General features: G+C 62.5%; 15 protein-coding genes. 6 read left to right on the plus strand and 9 right to left on the minus strand.

All coding sequences use genetic code 11. From position 1 onward, the window contains the following. Nucleotides 1-951, plus strand: coding sequence for an alpha-E domain-containing protein (locus HX801_RS05100; RefSeq protein WP_003217078.1), 951 nt, complete (start codon nt 1-3; stop codon nt 949-951). A gap of 160 nt (nt 952-1111) precedes the next feature. Here the strand turns inward: HX801_RS05100 and msrA are convergent, their stop codons facing one another. The 3 genes from msrA to msrB all read right to left on the minus strand — a co-directional run bounded on the left by msrA (nt 1112) and on the right by msrB (nt 4251). Continuing rightward, the gene (msrA, locus tag HX801_RS05105) at nt 1112-1807 is read right to left on the minus strand and encodes a peptide-methionine (S)-S-oxide reductase MsrA (protein ID WP_177021708.1); all 696 of its coding nucleotides are present in this window, start codon (nt 1805-1807) and stop codon (nt 1112-1114) included. 144 nt (nt 1808-1951) lie between these two features. Further along, complete coding sequence (locus HX801_RS05110; protein WP_008433757.1) at nt 1952-3709, minus strand: cytochrome c biogenesis protein DipZ; 1758 nt, start codon at nt 3707-3709, stop codon at nt 1952-1954. 29 nt (nt 3710-3738) lie between these two features. After that, nucleotides 3739-4251, minus strand: coding sequence for a peptide-methionine (R)-S-oxide reductase MsrB (gene msrB / locus HX801_RS05115; protein WP_177010013.1), 513 nt, complete (start codon nt 4249-4251; stop codon nt 3739-3741). A gap of 210 nt (nt 4252-4461) precedes the next feature. Between msrB and HX801_RS05120 the strand changes: the two genes are divergently transcribed. Then, entirely contained in the window at nt 4462-5172 is a 711-nt protein-coding gene (locus HX801_RS05120) for a response regulator transcription factor (protein WP_003217086.1), read from the plus strand. After that, the gene (locus HX801_RS05125; RefSeq protein ID WP_177021709.1) at nt 5169-6635 is read left to right on the plus strand and encodes a HAMP domain-containing sensor histidine kinase; all 1467 of its coding nucleotides are present in this window, start codon (nt 5169-5171) and stop codon (nt 6633-6635) included. The genes HX801_RS05120 and HX801_RS05125 overlap by 4 nt, the downstream gene beginning before the upstream one ends. On the opposite strand, the gene HX801_RS05130 is transcribed toward HX801_RS05125, so the two are convergent. Together HX801_RS05130 and HX801_RS05135 are read right to left on the minus strand one after the other, a co-directional pair. Then, nucleotides 6598-7539 carry an alpha/beta fold hydrolase gene (locus tag HX801_RS05130; RefSeq protein ID WP_087694403.1) on the minus strand — a complete coding sequence of 314 codons (942 nt, stop codon included), beginning with the start codon at nt 7537-7539 and terminating at the stop codon, nt 6598-6600. The genes HX801_RS05125 and HX801_RS05130 overlap by 38 nt on opposite strands. Further along, nucleotides 7496-8458: an AraC family transcriptional regulator gene (locus tag HX801_RS05135; RefSeq protein ID WP_177021710.1), complete on the minus strand. Its 963-nt coding sequence runs from the start codon at nt 8456-8458 to the stop codon at nt 7496-7498. Before HX801_RS05135 ends, HX801_RS05130 begins: the two co-directional genes overlap by 44 nt. A gap of 97 nt (nt 8459-8555) precedes the next feature. Between HX801_RS05135 and HX801_RS05140 the strand changes: the two genes are divergently transcribed. Both HX801_RS05140 and HX801_RS05145 read left to right on the plus strand, forming a co-directional pair. Further along, the gene (locus HX801_RS05140; RefSeq protein WP_102369111.1) at nt 8556-9515 is read left to right on the plus strand and encodes an oxidoreductase; all 960 of its coding nucleotides are present in this window, start codon (nt 8556-8558) and stop codon (nt 9513-9515) included. Nucleotides 9516-9573: 58 nt separating this feature from the next. Next, nucleotides 9574-10782, plus strand: a complete 1209-nt coding sequence (locus HX801_RS05145; RefSeq protein ID WP_177021711.1) for a serine hydrolase — start codon at nt 9574-9576, stop codon at nt 10780-10782. On the opposite strand, the gene HX801_RS05150 is transcribed toward HX801_RS05145, so the two are convergent. Together HX801_RS05150 and HX801_RS05155 are read right to left on the minus strand one after the other, a co-directional pair. Further along, nucleotides 10742-13030, minus strand: a complete 2289-nt coding sequence (locus HX801_RS05150; RefSeq protein WP_177021712.1) for an ATP-dependent DNA helicase — start codon at nt 13028-13030, stop codon at nt 10742-10744. The genes HX801_RS05145 and HX801_RS05150 overlap by 41 nt on opposite strands. After that, the gene (locus HX801_RS05155) at nt 13027-14676 is read right to left on the minus strand and encodes a VRR-NUC domain-containing protein (RefSeq protein ID WP_177021713.1); all 1650 of its coding nucleotides are present in this window, start codon (nt 14674-14676) and stop codon (nt 13027-13029) included. Before HX801_RS05155 ends, HX801_RS05150 begins: the two co-directional genes overlap by 4 nt. 188 nt (nt 14677-14864) lie before the next feature. Here HX801_RS05155 and HX801_RS05160 point away from each other — a divergent pair, with 188 nt between their 5' ends. Further along, entirely contained in the window at nt 14865-15089 is a 225-nt protein-coding gene (locus HX801_RS05160; protein WP_102369114.1) for a YgdI/YgdR family lipoprotein, read from the plus strand. A gap of 205 nt (nt 15090-15294) precedes the next feature. Here HX801_RS05160 and HX801_RS05165 read toward each other — a convergent pair whose 3' ends face one another. Continuing rightward, the gene (locus HX801_RS05165) at nt 15295-16725 is read right to left on the minus strand and encodes a lipase (RefSeq protein WP_008433771.1); all 1431 of its coding nucleotides are present in this window, start codon (nt 16723-16725) and stop codon (nt 15295-15297) included. Nucleotides 16726-16904: 179 nt separating this feature from the next. After that, a complete protein-coding gene (locus tag HX801_RS05170) occupies nt 16905-20015 on the minus strand; it encodes an autotransporter serine protease (RefSeq protein ID WP_177021714.1) in 3111 nt (1036 codons plus the stop codon). Nucleotides 20016-20058: the final 43 nt, after the last annotated feature.

A 20058-nucleotide genomic window follows, 5' to 3' on the forward strand; every position in this document is an offset into this window, starting at 1 on the left:
ATGCTGAGTAGAACCGCCGCAGATCTGTATTGGATGTCCCGTTACCTGGAGCGTGCCGAGAACCTGGCGCGCATGCTGGAAGTCAGTTATTCGCTGTCGTTGATGCCCCAGGCCGGGCGCAGTGACGGGCTGGACGAGTTGGCCATGTCGCTGCTCAGCAGCGGCACCCTGGACAGTTACCTTGAGCGCCATCAGCAACTGGACGCCGAGCGCATGCTGCACTTCTTCGCCCTCGACGAGGAAAACCCCGCCAGTATCTACAACTGCCTGCGGGCTGCACGGGGTAATGCCCATGCGGTGCGGGGACGGATCACGGCTGATATGTGGGAAAACCTCAACGCCACCTGGCTGGAGATGCGCAGTATTGCGGCCGGCGGGTTGGCGCGGCATGGCATCAGCCACTTTTGTGACTGGGTGAAGCAGCGCTCGCACCTGTTTCGTGGGGCGACGTCCGGGACGATCATGCGTAACGATGCGTATCGGTTTATTCGGCTGGGGACGTTTGTCGAGCGGGCGGATAACACGTTGCGGTTGCTGGACGCGCGGTATGAAATGTTTGGGGAAGAGTCCGAGGAAGTCAGCGACCTTTCGGCACGCGGGTATTACCAGTGGAGCGCGTTGTTGCGGGCGCTGTCGTCGTTTGAGGCGTATACCGAGCTGTACCCGAATGCGCTGAATGCGCGGTCGGTGTCGGAGTTGTTGCTGTTGCGCAGTGATGTGCCGCGCTCGTTGCATGCGTGTATCGAGGAGTTGAGCCATATCCTGGCGGACCTGCCGGGGAGTTATGGGCGTACGGCCCAGCGTTTGGCGGCGGAGTTTGAGGCGCGGCTGAGGTATACGGGGATTGATGAGATTCTGGAGGATGGGCTGCATAGCCGGTTGACGGATTTTATCGACACCGTGCGGGAGTTGGCGCGGGCGATTCATAGCTCCTACCTTGAAGTCGTCTGATAATCGTTCCCACGCTGATCGTTCCCACGCTCCGCGTGGGAATGAATCCGGTGACGCTCCGCGTCACGACTTCAAGAGCGGACGCAGAGCGCCCTGGCGGCGTTCCCACGCAGAGCGTGGGAACGATCGTCGATCGTCGAGAGTGGGAACGATCATAGGTCTACTGGTTTTTCACCAGTACCGGTTCTGCGCGGTACTGCTCAGGGAACAATTTTTTCAGCTGGGCCACCTTTGGCAGGTCGTTGATCACGATGTAGGGGTACGACGGGTTTTCGGTCAGGAAGTCCTGGTGATAGGACTCCGCCGGGTAGAAGGCTTTGCCCATCTCGATCTTGGTCACGATCGGCTTGTCGAAGGCTTTCGCGGCGTCGAGCTGGGCGATGTAGGCCTGGGCGACTTTTTGCTGTTCGGCGTTCTGGGCAAAGATCGCCGAGCGGTACTGGGTGCCGCTGTCCGGGCCCTGGCGGTTGAGTTCCGTGGGGTTGTGGGCGACCGAGAAGTAGATCTGCAGCAGCTTGCCGTAGCTGACCTTGCTTGGGTCGTAGGTCACGGCGACGGACTCGGCGTGGCCGGTGTCGCCGCCGCTGACGCTTTCGTACTGCGCGGTGCTCGCCGCGCCGCCGTCATAGCCGGAGACGGCGTTTTTCACCCCTTGTACATGCTGGAACACACCCTGCACGCCCCAGAAGCAGCCGCCGGCGAAGACCGCGGTTTGCAGGTTGTTCGCGTCTGCCGCCAGGTCCATGGCCGGCGGCGCGATGGCCACGGCGTCGTCGGACGGGCCGAAGGAGAACGCCGAGCTGTGGCCGACAAAGGCGGCGAACGCCAGGGCCGGTAAGTACTTAAGCAGTTTCATCTCAGTCACTCCGAAACATCAGGATAAATGCGGTCAACTGTGGGAGCTGGCTTGCCTGCGATTGAGGTGGTGAATTCAACATCGCTATCGCAGGCAAGCCAGCTCCTACATGATCGGGTTAACCATGCCAAATTTCGCTATGGGTTAGCCGAAGGTGAAGGCATAGGCCGCCACTTGCGGGTCCAGGAACTCGATGGTGAAGGTCCGGTCCTTGACCGCGCCCGGCTGGCGCACCAGTTGATACAAACGTTGTTCGGTCACGGTGCCGCTGCCATCCGGTGCGACGTCGGTGCCGTGGGCATCCCCCGGCGCCTGGCCGTCGATGCTGACCTTGAAGCGCACCGGCTTGCCGTCGGCGCCCGGGCCCAGCACCAGGTGCAGGTCACGGGCGTGGAAGCGGTAGACGATCTTGCCGTTGGCCGCTGCGAGGGTGGCTTGCTGGCCGCCGACGTTCCATGGGCCTTCCAGGGTCCAGTTGTTCAAGGCCAGGTTGCCGGCTGCCGGGTAGTTCACCACCTTGTCGGTGCCCAGGGTGCCGGTGGTCACGAAGTTCTCGGCGCGCTGGAAGCCCAGGTAGGTTTCCGGCGACTGCACTTCGTTCATGTCCGGTGCGGCCTGGATGCCCTTGGCATCGGCTTCGATCAAGCCGCCCGCCACCTTGGTAGCGCCTGCCTCACGCAGCAGTTGCTGGATCACTCGTTCGGACTCGGCGTAGTCACCCTCGCCAAAATGGTGATAGCGGATCTGGCCCTTGGCATCGGCAAAGTAATGCGCCGGCCAGTACTGGTTGTTGAAGGCGCGCCAGATCTTGTAGTTGTTGTCGATGGCCACCGGGTAAGTGATGCCCAGGTCCTTCATGGCCTTGGTGACGTTGTTCACGTCGCGTTCGAAGGCGAATTCCGGAGCGTGCACACCGATCACCACCAGGCCCTGGTCGCGGTATTTCTCGGCCCAGGCCTTGACGTACGGCAAGGTGCGCAGGCAGTTGATGCAGGAGTAGGTCCAGAAATCCACCAGCACCACCTTGCCTTTCAACGCCTCGGCAGTCAGTGGCTCGGAGTTGAGCCATTGCACGGCACCGTCCAGCGGCGGCAACTGGCCTTCCACTGGCAGCGTGTCACTGCGGTTGGCGGCCATCATCGCGCCGCCGGCCATCATCGCCCCGCTCTTCTGTTCAGGCTTGGCGCTGAGTTTCTCCACCAGGCTTTGTTCCAGGCCACCGGTTGACGCCGTCGACAGGCGCGCCAGGATCCCGGTGTCCAGGCCCAGGGCGATGGCCGCCACACCAGCCAACATCAGGGCGCCGAGACCACGACGCAGCCATTCACCAGCGCCCAGCGAACGCTTCATGAAGCCGAAGACTTTACCGCCGACCAGCAGCGCCAAGGCCAGGGAGGTGGCAGCCCCTGCCGCGTAGGCCAGCAAGAGCAAGGTAGTGCCGATACTGGCGCCCTGCAGCGCGGCGCCCGTCAGCACCAGCCCGAGGATGGGCCCGGCGCACGGCGCCCACAGCAGCCCGGTGGCCACGCCGATCAGGAACGATGCGCCCGGACGCGGCCGCGAATCGGCCCCGGCGGCTTCCGACAGGCGACTGCCCGCGGCCACCAGCGGCCGGGTCAGGCGCTCGGACAGGCTTGGCAGCAGCAGCGTCAGCCCGAATAGCGCAACAAACAGCAACGCGAGCCAGCGACCGTACTGATTGACTTGCACCACCCAACCGCCGCCCACCGCCGCGAGCGAGGCGACCAGGGCGAAGGTCATCGCCATCCCCAGCAGCAGCGGCAAGCCACTGCGCAAAAACGGCTGCCCGGTGCGAGCGAAGACAAAAGGCAGAACCGGCAGGATGCAGGGACTGACAATCGTCAGCACGCCGCCCAGATATGCGAGAACCAAAAGCCACATGGGGTAGACCCTTATAGGAAGACATTGAATTAAGTCGCGGTGAACGTCATGGCTGCGCCGTTCATGCAGTAGCGCAGGCCGGTGGGTGCCGGGCCGTCATCGAACACGTGGCCCTGATGACCGCCGCAGCGGCGGCAGTGGATTTCCTTGCGTACCACGCCGAAGGAGGTGTCGACGTGGCTGGCCACGGCGTTTTCCAGGGGTTGCCAGAAGCTGGGCCAGCCGGTGTGGCTTTCGAATTTGGTGGCTGAGGCGTACAGGGGCAACGCGCAACCGGCGCAGGCGAAGGTGCCGTTGCGGTGTTCACTGTTGAGGGCGCTGCTGTAGGGGCGTTCGGTACCCTCCTCCCGCAGGATCGCGTACTGCTCGGCGGTCAACAGGGTGCGCCATTCGGCGTCGGTGTGGCTGACTTCGAAATTTTCGGCGGCTTCGGCTTCGGCGATCAGGGCGGGGCCGGCGTTGATTTTTTGCAGCAGGCCACCGGCGATGACTGCGAGGCCGAGGCCGCCGCCGGCGAGCAGGATCTGTCGACGTGAATACATGAGTTGCTCCTCACACAAGTGCGGATGGCTGGCGAAGCCCCTATGGCTGATAAACAAACTGTGGCGAGGGGGGCGTACTTTTGCCGTTGCGATGAGTAAGGTTAGGCCCGGGGTGGTCGCGGAATCCTCACGCAGAGTTAAACAATTCGTGATAACTACACTGTTGCAAAAGCCGCACAATGCGCGAATCAAGAAGACAGGTTTTTATCAATGGATCAGCCCAAACGTGTCCTGGTGGTCGAGGACGATGCCCATATTGCCGATTTGATCTGCCTGCACCTGCGGGACGAGCAGTTCGAGGTGGTTCACAGTGCCGATGGTGACGAAGGCCTGCGCCTGCTGGAGCAAGGCGGCTGGGATGCGTTGATCCTTGACCTGATGCTGCCCGGCGTCGACGGCCTGGAGATCTGCCGGCGGGCCCGGGCAATGACGCGCTACACGCCGATCATTATCACCAGTGCCCGCTCCAGCGAGTTGCATCGCATCCTCGGCCTGGAACTGGGGGCGGATGACTACCTGGCCAAGCCGTTTTCCATGCCGGAGCTGGTGGCGCGGGTCAAGGCGCTGCTGCGCCGGGTCGACGCTATGGCGCGCAACTTGAAGATGGACGCCGGCAGCCTCGACCTCGGCCAGTTGTTCATCAACCCGCTGACCCGTGACGCCACCCTGCAAGGCCAGCGGCTGGACCTCACGCCCCGGGAATTCGACCTGCTGTACTTTTTCGCCCGCCAACCGGGCAAGGTATTCTCGCGCATGGACCTGCTCAACGCCGTGTGGGGCTACAGCCACGAAGGTTACGAACACACCGTCAATACCCATATCAACCGCCTGCGGGCCAAGGTCGAGGCCGATCCGGCCAACCCGGCGCGCATCCTCACGGTGTGGGGCCGTGGCTACAAGTTTGCCGAGCAATCGGCATGAGGCTGACCCTTACCCAGCGCCTGTCCCTGGTGTTCGCGCTGTTGCTGCTGATTTGCAGCGGCACGTCGGCCTGGCTGCAAGTGCGCTCCAACCACATGCATGAACTGGAAGTGGTGCAAGGCCTGTCCCGCGACCTCGCCGCGCACATCGCCCGGGATACGCAGTTGATGGACGCCGACGGTCTCAAGCCGGACGCGGTGCGCAACCTGTTCAGCCAGTTGATGCTGGTAAACCCGAGTGTCGAGGTGTACCTGCTGGACATTAACGGGCGCGTGGTCGGCAACGCTGCGCCCAGCGGCCATCTGCGCCGCGACCAGGTCAACCTGGAACCGGTGCGCCGTTTCCTCAGCGGCGCGATGCTGCCGATCCTCGGCGACGATCCGCGCAGCGTCGACGGCCTCAAGGTGTTCAGCGCCGCGCCACTGCGGGTCAACGGCCAGCAGGCCGGCTACCTGTATGTGGTGCTGCTGGGCGAAGCCCATGATGTGTTCGACGCCCGGGATGCCACCGGCATGGCACTGAACATCGCCCTGTGGTCCATCGCCCTGGTGGCATTGTTGTGCTTGCTCGCGGGTTTGACCGCGTTCGCCTGGATCACCCGGCCCTTGCGGCAACTGACCGAGAAGGTCGGCCAGTTCGACATCAACGGCGCACCGAAAGTCCCGCAGGCCGTGGCGCCCGAGGTTGCCAGCCAGGATGAAATCACCGTGCTCGACCACGCATTCGTGCAGATGGAGAACCGCCTGGGTGAACAGTGGCGCGCCATCACCCATCAAGAGCAGGAACGCCGGGAGATGGTCGCGAATATTTCCCATGACCTGCGCACACCGCTGGCCTCCTTGCATGGCTACCTGGAAACCCTGTCCCTGAAAGACGCCAGCCTGACCCCGCAGGAACGCCGGCGTTACCTGGGCATCGCCCTCGACCAGAGCCGCAAGGTCGGCGGGCTGGCCCAGTCGCTGCTGGAACTGGTACGCCTGGAACACGGGTTTGTGCAGCCGGTCATCGAAGGCTTTTCAATACCCGACCTGGTGCAGGACATTTTCCAGAAGTTCGAACTGACCGCGGAAGCCCGGGCGATCACCCTCACCGCCAGCCTGCCGCCGGTGGTGCCAACCGTATTGGCCGACCTGGGCCTGATCGAACGGGTACTCACCAACCTGCTGGATAACGCCCTGCGCCATACACCGCCCAATGGCGAAGTTGAAGTGACCCTGGCCCCCAAGTCCGGTTTTGTTGAAGTCACGGTGAGCGACAGCGGCCCCGGGATTTCGGCGGATCTGCGCGAAGGTCTGTTCCTGCGCGCCTTCACCATTGGTGGGGCTCGACGCGATGGCGGCCTGGGCTTGCGCATCGTGCACCGGATCCTGCAACTGCACGGTCAGGAAATCCGCCTGATCGATGTGCCAGGACGCGGCGCGACGTTCACGTTCGCCCTAGAAACCCGAGCAGCAGTTCGTTGACCTTGGGCCCCTGCTCGTTCTGAATCCAGTGGCCGCAGTTGGCCAGGACGCTTTGTTGCAGGTTCGGCACGACGTCGGGCATGCGCTTGAGGGTGTGGGCTTCGAACACGCCGACCGGGTCGCGGTCGCCGATCAGGAACAGCGTCGGTTGCAGCACCTGCCTGCCGGCGAGGAACTCGGTGCGCTGCCAGTTGCGTTCGAAGTTGCGGTACCAGTTCAACGGGCCGCGAAAGCCGTCATTGGCGAAGGTCTGAACATACACGTCGAGGTCCTGCTGGCTGCACCAGGCCGGGAGCGTACCGGGCAGCGGCACACCTTCCAGCAGCTTCGCGCTGGCGGGTTTCTTCTGCAGGAAAACGTCCTGGTCCTGCATGAACAGCCGTAATGTCCGCTCGATATCGGCATCCAGTTCCTTTTCAGCCACGCCCGGGGCCTGGAAGTACAGGATGTAATTGAAGCGATCGGCGTACAGCTCGCGCATGATCTCGATCACCGGCCTGCGGGAGCGTCCGGCGAACGGTACCGACATCGTCACCAGCTGGCTGACGCGCTCTGGCTCGAGCAACGCCAGGTGCCAGGCCACCACGGCGCCCCAGTCATGGCCAATCATGACGACCCGGCGATGCCCGAACAGGTCCATGGCGCCCTGGATATCGGCGCACAGGGTCAGCAGGTCATAGTCGGCCACTTCCGGCGGCGCGCTGGATTGTCCATAGCCGCGCATTTCCGGGACAAACACCCGATAACCCTGGGCCACCAGCGCCGGAATCTGCTCGCGCCAGGAGTGCCAGCACTCGGGAAACCCATGCAGCAACCACACCGGCGGGCCGCTCTCGGGGCCGGCGATGTGCACGTTCAACTCAATGCCGTTGACCTTGACCTTCTGCTGCTGGATTTCGCTCATCACTGGGTTCCTTGTGTGGGGTTCGCTCGCGGTATTCCCGGGGAGAACAAGCCATCACGCGCTTGAAAGCATTGCTGAAAGCGCTGTCTGACTGATAACCCAGGGACTGGCCGATCGTGGACACGCTGTTGTCGCTGGCTTTCAAGGCCTGTACCGCCAGGTGCATACGCCAGCGGGTCAGGTATTCCTGCGGTGCCAGCCCTACCCGTTGCTTGAAGTGCAAGGCGAAGGTGGAGCGGGATTGACTCGCCACGCCGGCCATTTCACTCAATGTCCAGCGCCGGGCGGGCGCTGCGTGAATTTCCCGCAGCACCGGGGCCAGCCTTGGATCCGTCAAGGCTCCCAGCCAGCCTGTGGTATGGGTGCCCATGGAAGATTGATAGAGCCGCAGGATTTGCACCAGCATCATTTGCGCCAAATGCTCGGTCATCAGCGCCGCTCCCTGCAACGGGCTGGCGTATTCCCGGGCCAGGCGATCCAGGCACCAACGCAACACGGCGGCCTGTTCGGAGTTGGCACTCACCCGCAACACCGGCGGCAGGCTATCCAGCAACAGTCGGGCGTCGTCCCCGTAGATAAATCGTCCGCCGATCAAGAACAGATCCACCGTGGCACCCACCGTGGCGATGCCTCCCACCGCATCGGCATACACCTCACGTGCATCGAGTCCTTCAGGGCACAGATTGCTGGACAGCCTCCACGGGCGTGCCTGGGTCAACAGGAAACAATCTCCCTCATACAAGCGTATCGGTACTGCCAGCCCTTCCACTTCCAGCCAGCAACTACCCTCCACCACCGCGTTGAACTTGATGCCATCCGGCGCCGCAAAGTCAATGGCCCAGTTGCCGCCAGCCTTCAAGCCGGCGAAGGTCGAGCGATGGCTTTTTAACAGTGCCAGCACATCGGAAAGGGTATCCATAAAAGCTCCGGACGATCGCGACAGAAACACGGACTCTAGGGCATTCCGCGTCCGGGCTCCAGCGAGAGACTCTAGGCCTCCCATAAGGAGATCTTTCATGGCTGACAAACAAACCCCAATTGGCAGCGGCTTCGATGCCGGCACTACCGCCCAGCAAGCCTTGGCGGGCAGCGATTTGCGAGGCAAGACGGTGATTGTCACCGGTGGCTACTCCGGCATTGGCCTGGAAACGGTTCGCGTGTTGGTCGACGCGGGTGCGCAGGTGATCGTTCCCGCGCGGGATCCTGAAAAGGCCGAACGCAACCTCTCGGGCATCATCGGTGTTGAACACGCCAGCCTGGATTTACTCGACCCGATTTCCATCGACCGTTTTGCCGAAAACTTCCTCGCCAGCGACCGGGCATTGAACCTTCTGATCAATAGCGCCGGAATCATGGCCACACCACTGCAACGGGATACGCGAGGTTTCGAAGCGCAGTTCGCCACCAACCACCTGGGCCACTTCCAGCTAACCGCGCGGTTGTGGCCGGCGCTGCGTGAGGCTAATGGCGCACGAGTGGTTTCGGTATCATCCCTCGGCCATCGTCTCAGCCCTGTGCATTTCGATGACCCGCAATTTGAACACCGCCCCTATGACAAGTGGCTCGCCTACGGCCAATCAAAAACCGCCAACGCACTGTTCGCGGTAGCACTGGACCGACGAGGTAAAGCGGAGGGTGTGCGCGCATTTTCCGTGCACCCGGGGGAAATCCTCACCGACCTGATCCGCTACCTGGACAAGGACGACCTGGCATTCGTCGGTGCACTGGATGAGCACGGCAATATCCGCCGCGCCAGTCACTACAAGAGCCCCGAGCAAGGCGCCGCGACCTCGGTGTGGTGCGCTGTCAGCCCGCAACTGGAGGGCATGGGCGGACTCTACTGCGAAGATTGCGATGTGGCCGCTTCGTCGCAGGATGACACCAGCCGTAACGGCGTATGGCCCTGGGCTGTCGACCCGGAGCAGGCCGAACGCTTATGGGCAGTGAGTCAGCAGTTGTGCAATGTCACGTTGTAGTCCGGGACCCCAGCGTTCATATTTGGCAGTCATGCACTGCCAATGAGCGACCTGAACCATGCAGCCTCCTGCCAGATACCTCGTGCCCCTTGTCGCCTCCCTTTGCGCCACCCTCGCCTGCGCCGACAGCCAAGACCCACTGCTCGCCAAGCGCGTGGATGCGGTGGTCGACAGCGCCATTGCCGACAATCGCCTGGTGGGCACCGTGGTGCTGGTGCTGCGGGACGGGCAGCTGGTTTATCACCGTGCTGCCGGCTTGGCGGACCGCGAAGACGGGCGCCCGATGACAGAGGACACGATCTTTCGCCTGGCATCGGTGACCAAACCGCTGGTATCCGCCGCCGCGATGCACCTGGTGGAACAAGGTCGCTTGGGCCTGGACGATCCAGTCAGCCGCTGGCTGCCCGACTTCAATCCCAAGCTGGCGGATGGCACCATCCCGGTGATCACCGTCAGCCAGTTGCTTAACCACACAGCCGGCCTGAGCTATGGATTTCTGGAAAGCCCGCACGGACCCTACCGCACCGCCGGGGTTTCCGATGGTTTGGGCGAGCCGGAAATCAGCTTTGCCGAGAACCTGAAGCGCATCGCCAGCGTGCCCTTGAGTTACCCGCCGGGTACCCGCTGGCAGTATTCGATGGCCACCGATGTGCTGGGTGCGGTGCTGGAAAAGGCGTCCGGCCAGAGCCTGCCGGCATTGCTCCGCGACTCGGTGACCGAACCACTGGGGCTAAGCGATACCGGGTTTTCCGTGACGGATATAAAACGCCTGTCCGCCGCCTATCAGGATGGCTCGCCACAGCCGTTGCGCATGGTCGACAAGGCCACGATCACCTCGGGCAACAGCACCGCGCTGTTTGATGTGCGGCGGATTCTCGATCCCCAGGCCTACCCTTCCGGCGGCGCAGGCATGGCCGGGACGGCAGGTGATATTGCGCGGTTCCTGGAAACCATTCGCCGGGGCGGCGCTCCGATCCTGTCGGCACACAGCGTGCAGTTGATGGTCACCGATTCGGTCGGCGCCAAGGCGCAAACCCAGGACCCGGGCTGGGGGTTCGGTTATGGCTGGGCGGTGCTGGATGACCCGGCGTTGACAGGCACACCGCAATCCCGGGGCACCTTTGAATGGGGCGGCGCCTACGGTCACAGCTGGTTTGTCGACCCGCAGCAGAAGCTTACGGTGGTGGCACTGACCAATACGGCTTACGAAGGCATGTCCGGCCAGTTCACCCACCAGTTGCGGGATGCGGTGTATCCGCCGCAGTGATCGACCACCAGCGCGGCAATAACTGCCGCACTCGCGCTTCGCCAAACCGGTCATCAATCAGCATTACCACCCCTCGGTCCTGCTGGCTGCGGATCACCCGGCCCGCGGCTTGCACCACCTTCTGGATGCCCGGATAAAGGTAGGTGTAGTCATAACCGGCGCCGAAAATCGCGCCCATCCGCAGCTTGAGCTGCTCGTTCACCGGGTTGAGTTGCGCCAGGCCCAGGGTGGCGATAAACGCGCCGATCAGCCGGGTGCCCGGCAGGTCGATGCCTTCGCCGAATGCGCCGCCAAGCACGGCAAACCCGATGCCCTGGCTGTGCTGGGTGAACTGGTCGAGAAATGCCTGGCGTTCAGCCTCGGCCATGCCCCGTGACTGCTGCCACAGCGGGATGCGCGGGTGCCGCTCGGCAAGCAAATGCGCCACTTGCTGCAGATAATCAAAACTGCTGAAAAATGCCAGGTAGTTGCCCGGCGCCTGGGCAAACTGCGCTGCAATCAGCTCGACGATGGGCTCCAGGGACGCCTGGCGATGCACAAACCGGGTGGAGATCCGGTCGACGATATGCACCCGCAGCTGCTCGGCCTTGAACGGCGATTCCACATCCACCCAGGCGGTGTCAGGCGGCATCCCCAGCAAGTCCGCGTAGTAGTGCCGTGGGCTCAGGGTTGCGGAAAACAGCACGCTGCTGCGGGCCGCTGTCAGCCGGGGCCGAATGAATTCGGCGGGCACCACGTTGCGCAGGCACAGGTTTGATGAACTGCGCTTGCCGCTGAGTTCGCGTTTGCTGATGTCGAAAATGAAGTGTTCGTTGAACAGCTCGGCGACCTTGGCAAACTGCAAGGCCTCGAAGTAGAAGGCTTGCAGTTCGCCATTGAGTGCTTCGGGATGGTCGTTGAAATATTCACCCATGGCGCTGGTGCACAGGCTCAGCGCCTGCAGCAGTTTGTCGGGTTTCTGGGCGTAGGCCTGATAAGGTGCCACTTGCTCCTTGTGCAGGGCATTCCACTCACGGTTCAGGCGCTGGAGCGGCTTTTTCAGCGGCTCGGGTGCGATCTCGCGCAGGGTCTTGAGCGTGTACTGGTCGAGGGCCGCGCTGTACATCGAGCGGCCACGCTCCACCAGGTTGTGGGCTTCGTCCACCAGCACCGCGACGCGCCACTGGTTGAGCTGGGCCAGGCCGAACAGCATGGCGCCGAAGTCGAAGTAATAGTTGTAGTCGGCGACCACCACGTCGGCCCAGCGTGCCATTTCCTGGCTCAGGTAATAGGGGCAGACGTCATGGGCCAAGGCGACTTCCCGCAGGTTGCGCTGGTCCAGCAGGCGCACGCGGGAAGCGGCTTCGCGGGCCGCCGGCAAGCGGTCATAAAAACCCTTCGCCAGTGGGCAGGAGTCGCCGTGGCAGGCTTTGTCCAGGTGTTCGCAGGCCTTGTCCCGCGCCACCAGCTCCAGCACCCGCAATGGCAGATCGGGACTGCTGTCATACAGCACCTGCGCCGCATCCAGCGCGAGTTTGCGGCCCGGGGTCTTGGCGGTCAGGAAGAACACCTTGTCCAGCTGTTGCGGCGCCATGGCCTTGAGCATCGGGAAAATCGTGCCGACGGTCTTGCCAATTCCGGTAGGCGCCTGGGCCATCAGGCAGCGGCCGGTGCTGACCGCCTTGTAGACCGTTTCCGCCAGGGCGCGCTGGCCTGGGCGAAACGCCGCATGGGGAAAGCCCAGGGCAACCGCTGCGGCATTGCGGGCTTCGCGCTGGTGCATTTCCTGTTCGGCCCAGCCGAGGAACAGGGCGCATTGCTGCACGAAGAATGCCTGCAGGTCATCAGCCTGAAACCGTTGGCTGAGCAGCGTCTCATGCTCGCCAACAATGTCGAAGTACACCAGCGCCAGGACAATCTCCGACAACCCGAGCTTCTGGCACATCAACCAGCCGTAGACCTTGACCTGGGCCCAGTGCAGTTGCCGGTGGTTGGCCGGTTGTTTGTCCAGGTCGCCGCGATAGGTTTTCACCTCTTCCAGCTGGTTGCGGTCCGGGTCGTAGCCATCCGCCCTGCCCCGGACTTTCAACTGCTGGTATTCGCCCTCCAGCGCGACTTCATTCTGGTAATGGGCGCTGCGCCGCGAGGCCACGGTGCGGTGGCCGACAATCCCTTCCTGGGCACTGGGAGACGGGGTAAAACGCAGGTCGAGGTCGCCGACCTTGGCGGTGAATTCACATAACGCACGCACCGCAACGCTGTAGCTCAAGCGGCCTGCCCCGCCCAGCGCACATAACACACAGTGACGGGCATCTGGTGTTCGCCGCAGAACTCTAGCCAGCGCAACTGGTTGTCCTGCAGGCGATCACCGGGGCCTTTGACTTCGATCATGCGGTAGGTTTTTTCTTCGGGCCAGAACTGGATCAGGTCGGGCATGCCGGCGCGGTTGGCGCGGATATCCAGCAGCAGGCGTTCGAACCAGTGGCGCAGGTGCGCCGCTGGCAGGCAGTCGAGGGCCTGGTCGAGCAGTTCTTCGCTGAGCACGTTCCAGAACACGAAGGGTGACTGGATGCCCCATTTGTCTACATAACGCTGGCGAATGGTGTGCTTGTAGCGCCCATCGTCCAGTTGGCCCAGGCACTCGGCGAACAGCTCGGCGCGCCGCAGATGAAAATCCTCGCTGTGCAGGTCTACCGGCCCGCGCTGGAACGGGTGGAAAAACGACCCCGGCAACGGCGCGAAAATCGCCGGCCAGCACAGCAGGCCAAACAGCGAATTGATCAGGCTGTTCTCGACGTAATGCACGGGTGCACCATGGTCGCTGAGGTGCGCCTGTACGCAATACTCCACCGACATCATCGGTTCCGGGGCCGGCAGTTCGAGGTCCAGGCGCACGATCTCGCGGGGTTTTGCCCTGGGCAGCGCCGGCTCGCCGAGCTTGCGTCGCAGCCTGGGTATCACGCGCAGCAAGTGCTGCTGTTCGGCAGCGCTTTCCGGGGCCTGTTGCGCCTCACGGGCCAGCCCCATCGCCTGGGCAAAATCCTCCTGGCGCTCCAGCACCCGGATCAGCCGCGCCCGTGCGCCGGGATAGGTGCAGCCCCGGTAGATAGCTTCCGCCAGGGCCAACTCGGCGCTGCGCTCACAATACTGGCCCACCTGGAACAACAGCTTGGCCCGACGTTTCTCCAGCCAGGGGTTGTCGGTGTGCAAGGTAGCGATTTGTTCCAGCACGCCATCGAGTGCCTCGCCCGCTTCAAAGGCCTGCTGGCACTGATGCAGGAACAGGAAGCCGTGCACATCGTCACGGCTGCGCAAACCGCGGGATTCGGCGCAGAATTCGACTTTCTCGTAGATAAAGATGCCCAGGTCCGCCAGCACAAATTCCGACCAGTCCTGATAGAGATTACCGAAGAACATCAGGCGCAGGCGGTCGCACAGTTCCATCACGGTGAGGCTGTAAAGCTGATCGGCCAGGTCCGGGCACCAGTGCTGGAAGTGACGCAGTTCACAAAACTGCGTTGACAGCGTTTCCAGCCAGTCCGCCTTCCTGGCCTTGGGTTGCTCGATCCAGGGTTTGAACGCCGCCAGGATTTCCGCTTTCTGCAACAGGCCGAACAACTCGCCGAACGACAACAGGCATTGATCCGTCACCCAACCCTGTTCCAGCAAAGGCACAACCGCCTCGTGCACCGCGCCGATCTCGACATAGTTGAGCTTGCCCGCCCGGAAATGCGCGCCCTTGCGCATCACCATGCGTACCAGTAACGCCTGGGAAGCCTGCGGCAAGCTGTCAAATTGCTGAATGAAATGCTCTTCGTCCGGGGCCAGCAAATCGGCATAACGCTGCCCCAGCCAGGCGAGCACTTGGCGGAAGTTATGCAGGTAATAGAGCGGATCTTCTAGGGGATTGGACATGTCAGGCACTGGATCAACCACTGTTTATGCATACAGAGTGCCGTCCCTGACCGACTGTTGCAATCAGTAATAGATCAAAGGCACACGCAACTTTTTGCGTAATAATGATCAGATGGCTGTCAGCCACATTAAATGAGTCTCCCCCGACCGCTCAGGTGCGGGGTTTTCGAAGGATCAGGGTAAGGGTTATGAGCATGAAGAATTTGGGTCTGGCGGTGGGTATGTTCACGTTGCTGGTATTGGCCGGTTGCTCCACGCAGACGGTAGTGACGTTGCAGAACGGCACTCAATACCTGACCAAGGACGTGCCCAACGCGAAAACCGCCGATGGCTTCTACGAATTCACCGATATCGCCGGCAAGCATATTCGCGTCAAGGCCGATGACGTCGCGACCGTGATGAAGGAGAAATAAAAAGTGGGAGCCCGTCGGCTCCCACTTTTCTTTGCCATGATCGTTTCTTTGCAATGATCGTTCCCACGTTCTACGTGGGAATGCATCCCGTGACGCTCCGCGTCACCACTGCGCAAGACATGAACCGTGGGTTGGCAGTTGGACGCAGAGCGTCCGGGGCGGCGTTCCCACGCAGAGCGTGGGAACGATCAATCCGTGGCGCTACTTAGCCGATGGAAACCCCATCCCCCCAAACCCCGGCGAGCCCAACGCCAACCAGCGTCACCGAGTCCGCGCCAAAACTCAGCACGGTATCGCCCCCCACCACCTTGGCGTGGTCACGCCAGTCCGCACTGCCCTCCACGTCCCGGAACACCAGCTTGTCGGTCGGCTGATAACCAATTACCCGGTCCTGCCCAAACTGCCCGCCGAACAGAAAGGTGTTATGCCCGCTGTTGTCGCGGATCGTGTCATTGCCCTTGCCGCCCTCGATGAAATCCACACCCTTGCCACCCTGGATCAAGTCATCGCCATCACTGCCGATGATGAACGTGTTGCCCTTGTGCGGCTCGGCATTGCGGTTGAGGTCCTGCACCCAGGTATTGGCCCGGGCCGGGTCCGACAGGTTGGCCACGATAATCGTCGAGTCCCGGCTGGTCAGGTCGTAGAACTGCGAGTCCAGGACCCGCGTCATGCCATCCCCATACCCGGTGGGCAAATGAGAAAGCCAGGTGGGAACATTGACGATGGAAAACGGCAGGACATTCCACAGCGTCGACGCGTAGTGATCGTTGAAGCTGACGATATTGTCCGTGGTCGACTCATGGGGCTTGTCGTGCACGCCCAGTGAGGAGAAGTTGAACGACGATCCGTCCAGCGCGCGAAACACCGGGTCGTTTTCATAACCGATGTTCAGCACCTTGTCGCCGGCACTCTGGGTTGGCGAGGCATAAGCCACATAGTTGGAGTCCTTGTAGAACCCCGACCATTTATTGCCGCTCAGATCGGCCATACTGTTGACCGCCAGGCCACCCAGGCTATGACCGCTGACCACCACGTCCTTGCCCGTCAGGCCATGACTGCCGGCATACGCCGCGACATCCTTGAGCAAGGTGCCAAAGGCTTCGCCGGCGTAGTTTTTCGCGTAGTCCTTGGGCCCCAGCGCCGCCAGCAGGTCACTGACCAAATCGCCGATGGAGTCGCTGATCAAGGTTTCCCGAGGCCCCGAAGTCCCGCGAAAACCAATGCCGATTTCCAGCAGCTTGCCGTCGCCATCGTACTTGCCCAGCACTTCCACCTGCGCGGTGGTGTAGCCGGGCTTTTCACCGAAGAACGTGCCCCGGGCGTCCACCTTGCCGCCGTAGCCCAGGGTACTGGCGCTGATGGGCGTCCAGCCGGCCTTGTTGACCGCCTCGAGGGCGGCTTTTTCCGAGTCGGGGTTCCAGGGAATCCCTGGAATAACCCCCTGTGAATCGGTGCTGCCCAGCAGCGCGCCCACCAGAGTGGCGGGCAGCCCCAGGCCAAAACCGTTGTGCTGGTAACCCACGGCAAAGCCGTTGTCCAGATTGTGATAGGAGTACAGCGTGATCGCCATGGCATCGGCGAACAACGCTTTGGAGCCCTCGGTGCCGAGGTTCTTATAGTCGAAAACACCCATGGTATTGCCTCTCTTTTGTTGGAATTGTCGAGAAAGCCGAATCTGCACAAATGGACGATTGGAACCGGATCAATGTGGGAGCGGGCTTGCTCGCGAAGGCGGTGTGCCAGTCGGTGGATGGGTTGACTGATCCACCGCTTTCGCGAGCAAGCCCGCTCCCACATTTCGAACCGCAGTGTTTAGAAAGCCCAGTCCAGGCTCAAACCCACCCCATGGACTTTCTCCTTGCTGGCCAGCAGGCCGTTGTAATCCAGATTCACCTTCGCCTCCTTGCTCAACGCCAGACTGACCCGCGCCCCCACCAATGCCGCATCACGCACCATCGACGAACTCTCCACAGTGAACGAAGGGCCGCCCGAGGCAAACGCCAGGTGCCGCTCGGAATCGACGCTGCTCAGGTTGTGCTGCCAACCCAGGGTGCCGGAAAGCTCCAGTTGCTGATGGTCATTGATATTCAAGGTTTTCAGCGCTCGAGCACCCAGGGTACTCAACACCACATCGCGGCTGTCATCCCGGCCCTTCAAGGCCGCCGCATCACCCTTCTCGGTAAACCCATCGGCATCCAGATGCACGTACGCCAGGTTGGCGAACGGTTCCAGGGCCAGGGGTTGCAGGTTCAGGCGATACGCCGCTTCGGTAAACACCTGGGTACTGCGGGCATCCACCTTGGCTTTCTGCTTGCCGGCGACTTCACCGTATTGCAGCTCGCGCTTCACATCGGCGCGGTGCCAGCTGTAGGTCGCACCACCGCTCAAGCGCAAGGCACCGATTTCATGCCCGGCGTATGCGCCCAAGTGATAGCTATCTACCGACGCCCGTGAATGGGTGTCGCTGCCCATGTTCAGCGACGTGTCGCTGTACCCTGCCACCAGGCCTACACGGGTGTCTTCATCCAACGCGCCGTCCACACCCGCCAGCATGCCGCCGATGGAGGTGGTGTAGCCCGCCGTATCGCTGCCGCTGTCGGTCTTGCCCCAGGCGCCCAACGCCTTGACCCAGACGTTGCCACGGCTGTCGACGGTCTGGCTCGATGCGCCCATTGCCCCTTGCTGCAAACGCTCGCCCACGGCTTCGCGCAGGTAGCGGTTGTCATTCACCAACGCGGTTTCCAGCGCCGGGTAGATCTCCCCGGACAGCTGCTGGAATGCACCCTGGGCCGAGGCCGCATTCGGCGCCAGCAACAGGCTTTCGTACACGGCGTTGCCCGCGCCCAACTGCTCGGCAGCAGCGGCCACCGAACGTTGGTTCGGGGTGGCGGCCACACTGGCAAAGGTGTTGGCATTGCGCCCCACATCCAGCTGCACGCCGTTGGCGGCGTAGTTCAGGGTACCGCCGATAAACAGATAGTTGGGCAGCACCGAACCGAAGCTGCCGGTAATCCCGCCTGCAGCCTGCAGGATGTTGTACTGGCGACCGATCAGGCTTTCGGCCTGGGTCTGGGTCAGCAGCGTCGGGCTGTTTTCCAGGGCCAGGGTCACCGTGCCGCCGCTGAGGGTGGCCTTGCCACCGGCGACGATGCGATCACTGTTGGTGGCCGACAACTCCACCGCATAGGTAGAGCCCGCCGCGAAGTTCACATCCCCGGCCACGTTCAGGGTGCCGATGGAGTTGCCCGGCGCCACGGTACCGCCGCTGTTCGCTGTCAGCGAACCAATGCGCCCGGAACCGCCCACTACGCCGCTGCTGCTGACGGTAACGTCGGAGGTGATCGAGCCATTGATCGCCAGCAACCCTTGGTTGACCAGGGTCGGGCCGCTGTAGGTGTTGGTGCCGGTCAGTACCAGCGCGCCAATGCCCTGCTTGGTCAGGCCGCCATGCCCCGAGATATCGTTGCTCCACACATCCAGCCCGCAATGCACATCGGTGCACGTGCGCTGGGTCGGTTTGCCGGCATCCACCACGGCGCCAATCCCTGGCAGGTCCGCGACAAACTGGCCGGAGCCGTAGGCGCCGTCGATACGAAACTCCGCCGGGATATCCTCAGCCGTCACAAACATCCCCGGGCCGTTGATGGCCTTGCCCAGGTTGATCATGCCCCAACCGTACAGCGAGTCGATGCCCGGTGCGCCGAGGTCGGTCGCGGTGGTTTTCAGCAGCGTGGAGATCTGGTCGCCGCTCATGTACGGGAAGCGCTCCATCAACACCGCTGCACTGCCGGCCACATGCGGCGCGGCCATGGAGGTGCCGTTGAAATTGGCGTAGTCGGTGGTCAGGTTTTCCAGGGAGGTGCCGTTGATCACCGAACTGTAGATCTTGGTGCCGGGGGCCGCGACGCAGAAGCTGGCGGCATACCCGCAGCGCGAGGAAAACGTACTGATCACGTAAGGATCGGAACTGGCGGTGTCGGGATTCTGTTGCAAGGCCGCCACCGACAGCCAGTTGGGTGCAATCTCCGGCACGAAGTACGCCAGGCCCGAGATCGCATCCGGGTTGTTGCGGTTGTAATCGTTTCCGGCGGCAAAGATCGTCAGCACGCCGCTGCGGGCCGCATCAATGGCGCCCTGATAAGCGCCACCTGCGATCGTCCCAAGGATCGGCCGAATGTTATTGAACTGGGCCTGGGCTTCATTGACCGTGAAGTTGGGGAATGCCGGGTCACGTCCACCCTTGGCGTACTGGTCACCGATGCCGATGCCCCAGCTGTTGTTGATAATGCGCGCGCCGCTGGCCACCAGCGCGTCCCAACCGGCTTTGTAGACCGCACCGTCGTTGCCCAGGATGATCCCGTCTTCGGGGCCCGGGTCACCGTTTTCGGCGCTGATGATCTGCGCATCGAACGCCACGCCGTGCATTGGCCCGCCGTCGCGGTTACCCGCAGCGATCCCGCCTACGTGCGTGCCGTGATTGCCGAGCTTGCCGTTGGAACCCAGGGAAGGCGTGCCGTCGTAGCGAAACGCGTCCCCGGCTTTCACCGGGATATACGGGTCGGTGTATTGGCGAATGCCTTCGGTCACGAGCGTGACCACTTTGCCGGGGCTGGCGAATTCCGGATGCTGGGCATACACCGGCTGGTCGAAGATCCCCAGCTTCACGCCCTTGCCGGTGTAGCCGGCGGCGTAGGCGGCGTCTGCATGCACGGCGCCCAGGCCCCAATCGGCCTTGAATTCATTGCTGCGCCAGCTGGCAGCATCTCCCAGTTTTCCGGTTTCCACGTAGGGTGCGGCCTGGGCGGTACCCAGGCTGGCCAGGCAACACAGCAACGCGCCGTATGGCACGCAGCCCAGGGCCTTGAGCGGGTAGCCCGGGCCTGTTGGGATGGCGGATTGAAACCCTCGTTTTGTTTTTTTCACGGTGACCTTCCTTAGTTTTTATTGCACTTGTATAAATCACGTT

Origin of the sequence: Pseudomonas sp. G1002, assembly GCF_013385455.1 — a bacterium.
Taxonomy (GTDB): domain Bacteria; phylum Pseudomonadota; class Gammaproteobacteria; order Pseudomonadales; family Pseudomonadaceae; genus Aquipseudomonas.

Coding starts and splice junctions, on each gene's coding strand:
- HX801_RS05100 (WP_003217078.1), top strand. CDS start 1: ATGCTGAGTAGAACCGCCGCAGATCTGTATTGGATGTCCCGTTACCTG.
- msrA (WP_177021708.1), bottom strand. CDS start 1,807: ATGAAACTGCTTAAGTACTTACCGGCCCTGGCGTTCGCCGCCTTTGTC.
- HX801_RS05110 (WP_008433757.1), bottom strand. CDS start 3,709: ATGTGGCTTTTGGTTCTCGCATATCTGGGCGGCGTGCTGACGATTGTC.
- msrB (WP_177010013.1), bottom strand. CDS start 4,251: ATGTATTCACGTCGACAGATCCTGCTCGCCGGCGGCGGCCTCGGCCTC.
- HX801_RS05120 (WP_003217086.1), top strand. CDS start 4,462: ATGGATCAGCCCAAACGTGTCCTGGTGGTCGAGGACGATGCCCATATT.
- HX801_RS05125 (WP_177021709.1), top strand. CDS start 5,169: ATGAGGCTGACCCTTACCCAGCGCCTGTCCCTGGTGTTCGCGCTGTTG.
- HX801_RS05130 (WP_087694403.1), bottom strand. CDS start 7,539: ATGAGCGAAATCCAGCAGCAGAAGGTCAAGGTCAACGGCATTGAGTTG.
- HX801_RS05135 (WP_177021710.1), bottom strand. CDS start 8,458: ATGGATACCCTTTCCGATGTGCTGGCACTGTTAAAAAGCCATCGCTCG.
- HX801_RS05140 (WP_102369111.1), top strand. CDS start 8,556: ATGGCTGACAAACAAACCCCAATTGGCAGCGGCTTCGATGCCGGCACT.
- HX801_RS05145 (WP_177021711.1), top strand. CDS start 9,574: ATGCAGCCTCCTGCCAGATACCTCGTGCCCCTTGTCGCCTCCCTTTGC.
- HX801_RS05155 (WP_177021713.1), bottom strand. CDS start 14,676: ATGTCCAATCCCCTAGAAGATCCGCTCTATTACCTGCATAACTTCCGC.
- HX801_RS05160 (WP_102369114.1), top strand. CDS start 14,865: ATGAGCATGAAGAATTTGGGTCTGGCGGTGGGTATGTTCACGTTGCTG.
- HX801_RS05165 (WP_008433771.1), bottom strand. CDS start 16,725: ATGGGTGTTTTCGACTATAAGAACCTCGGCACCGAGGGCTCCAAAGCG.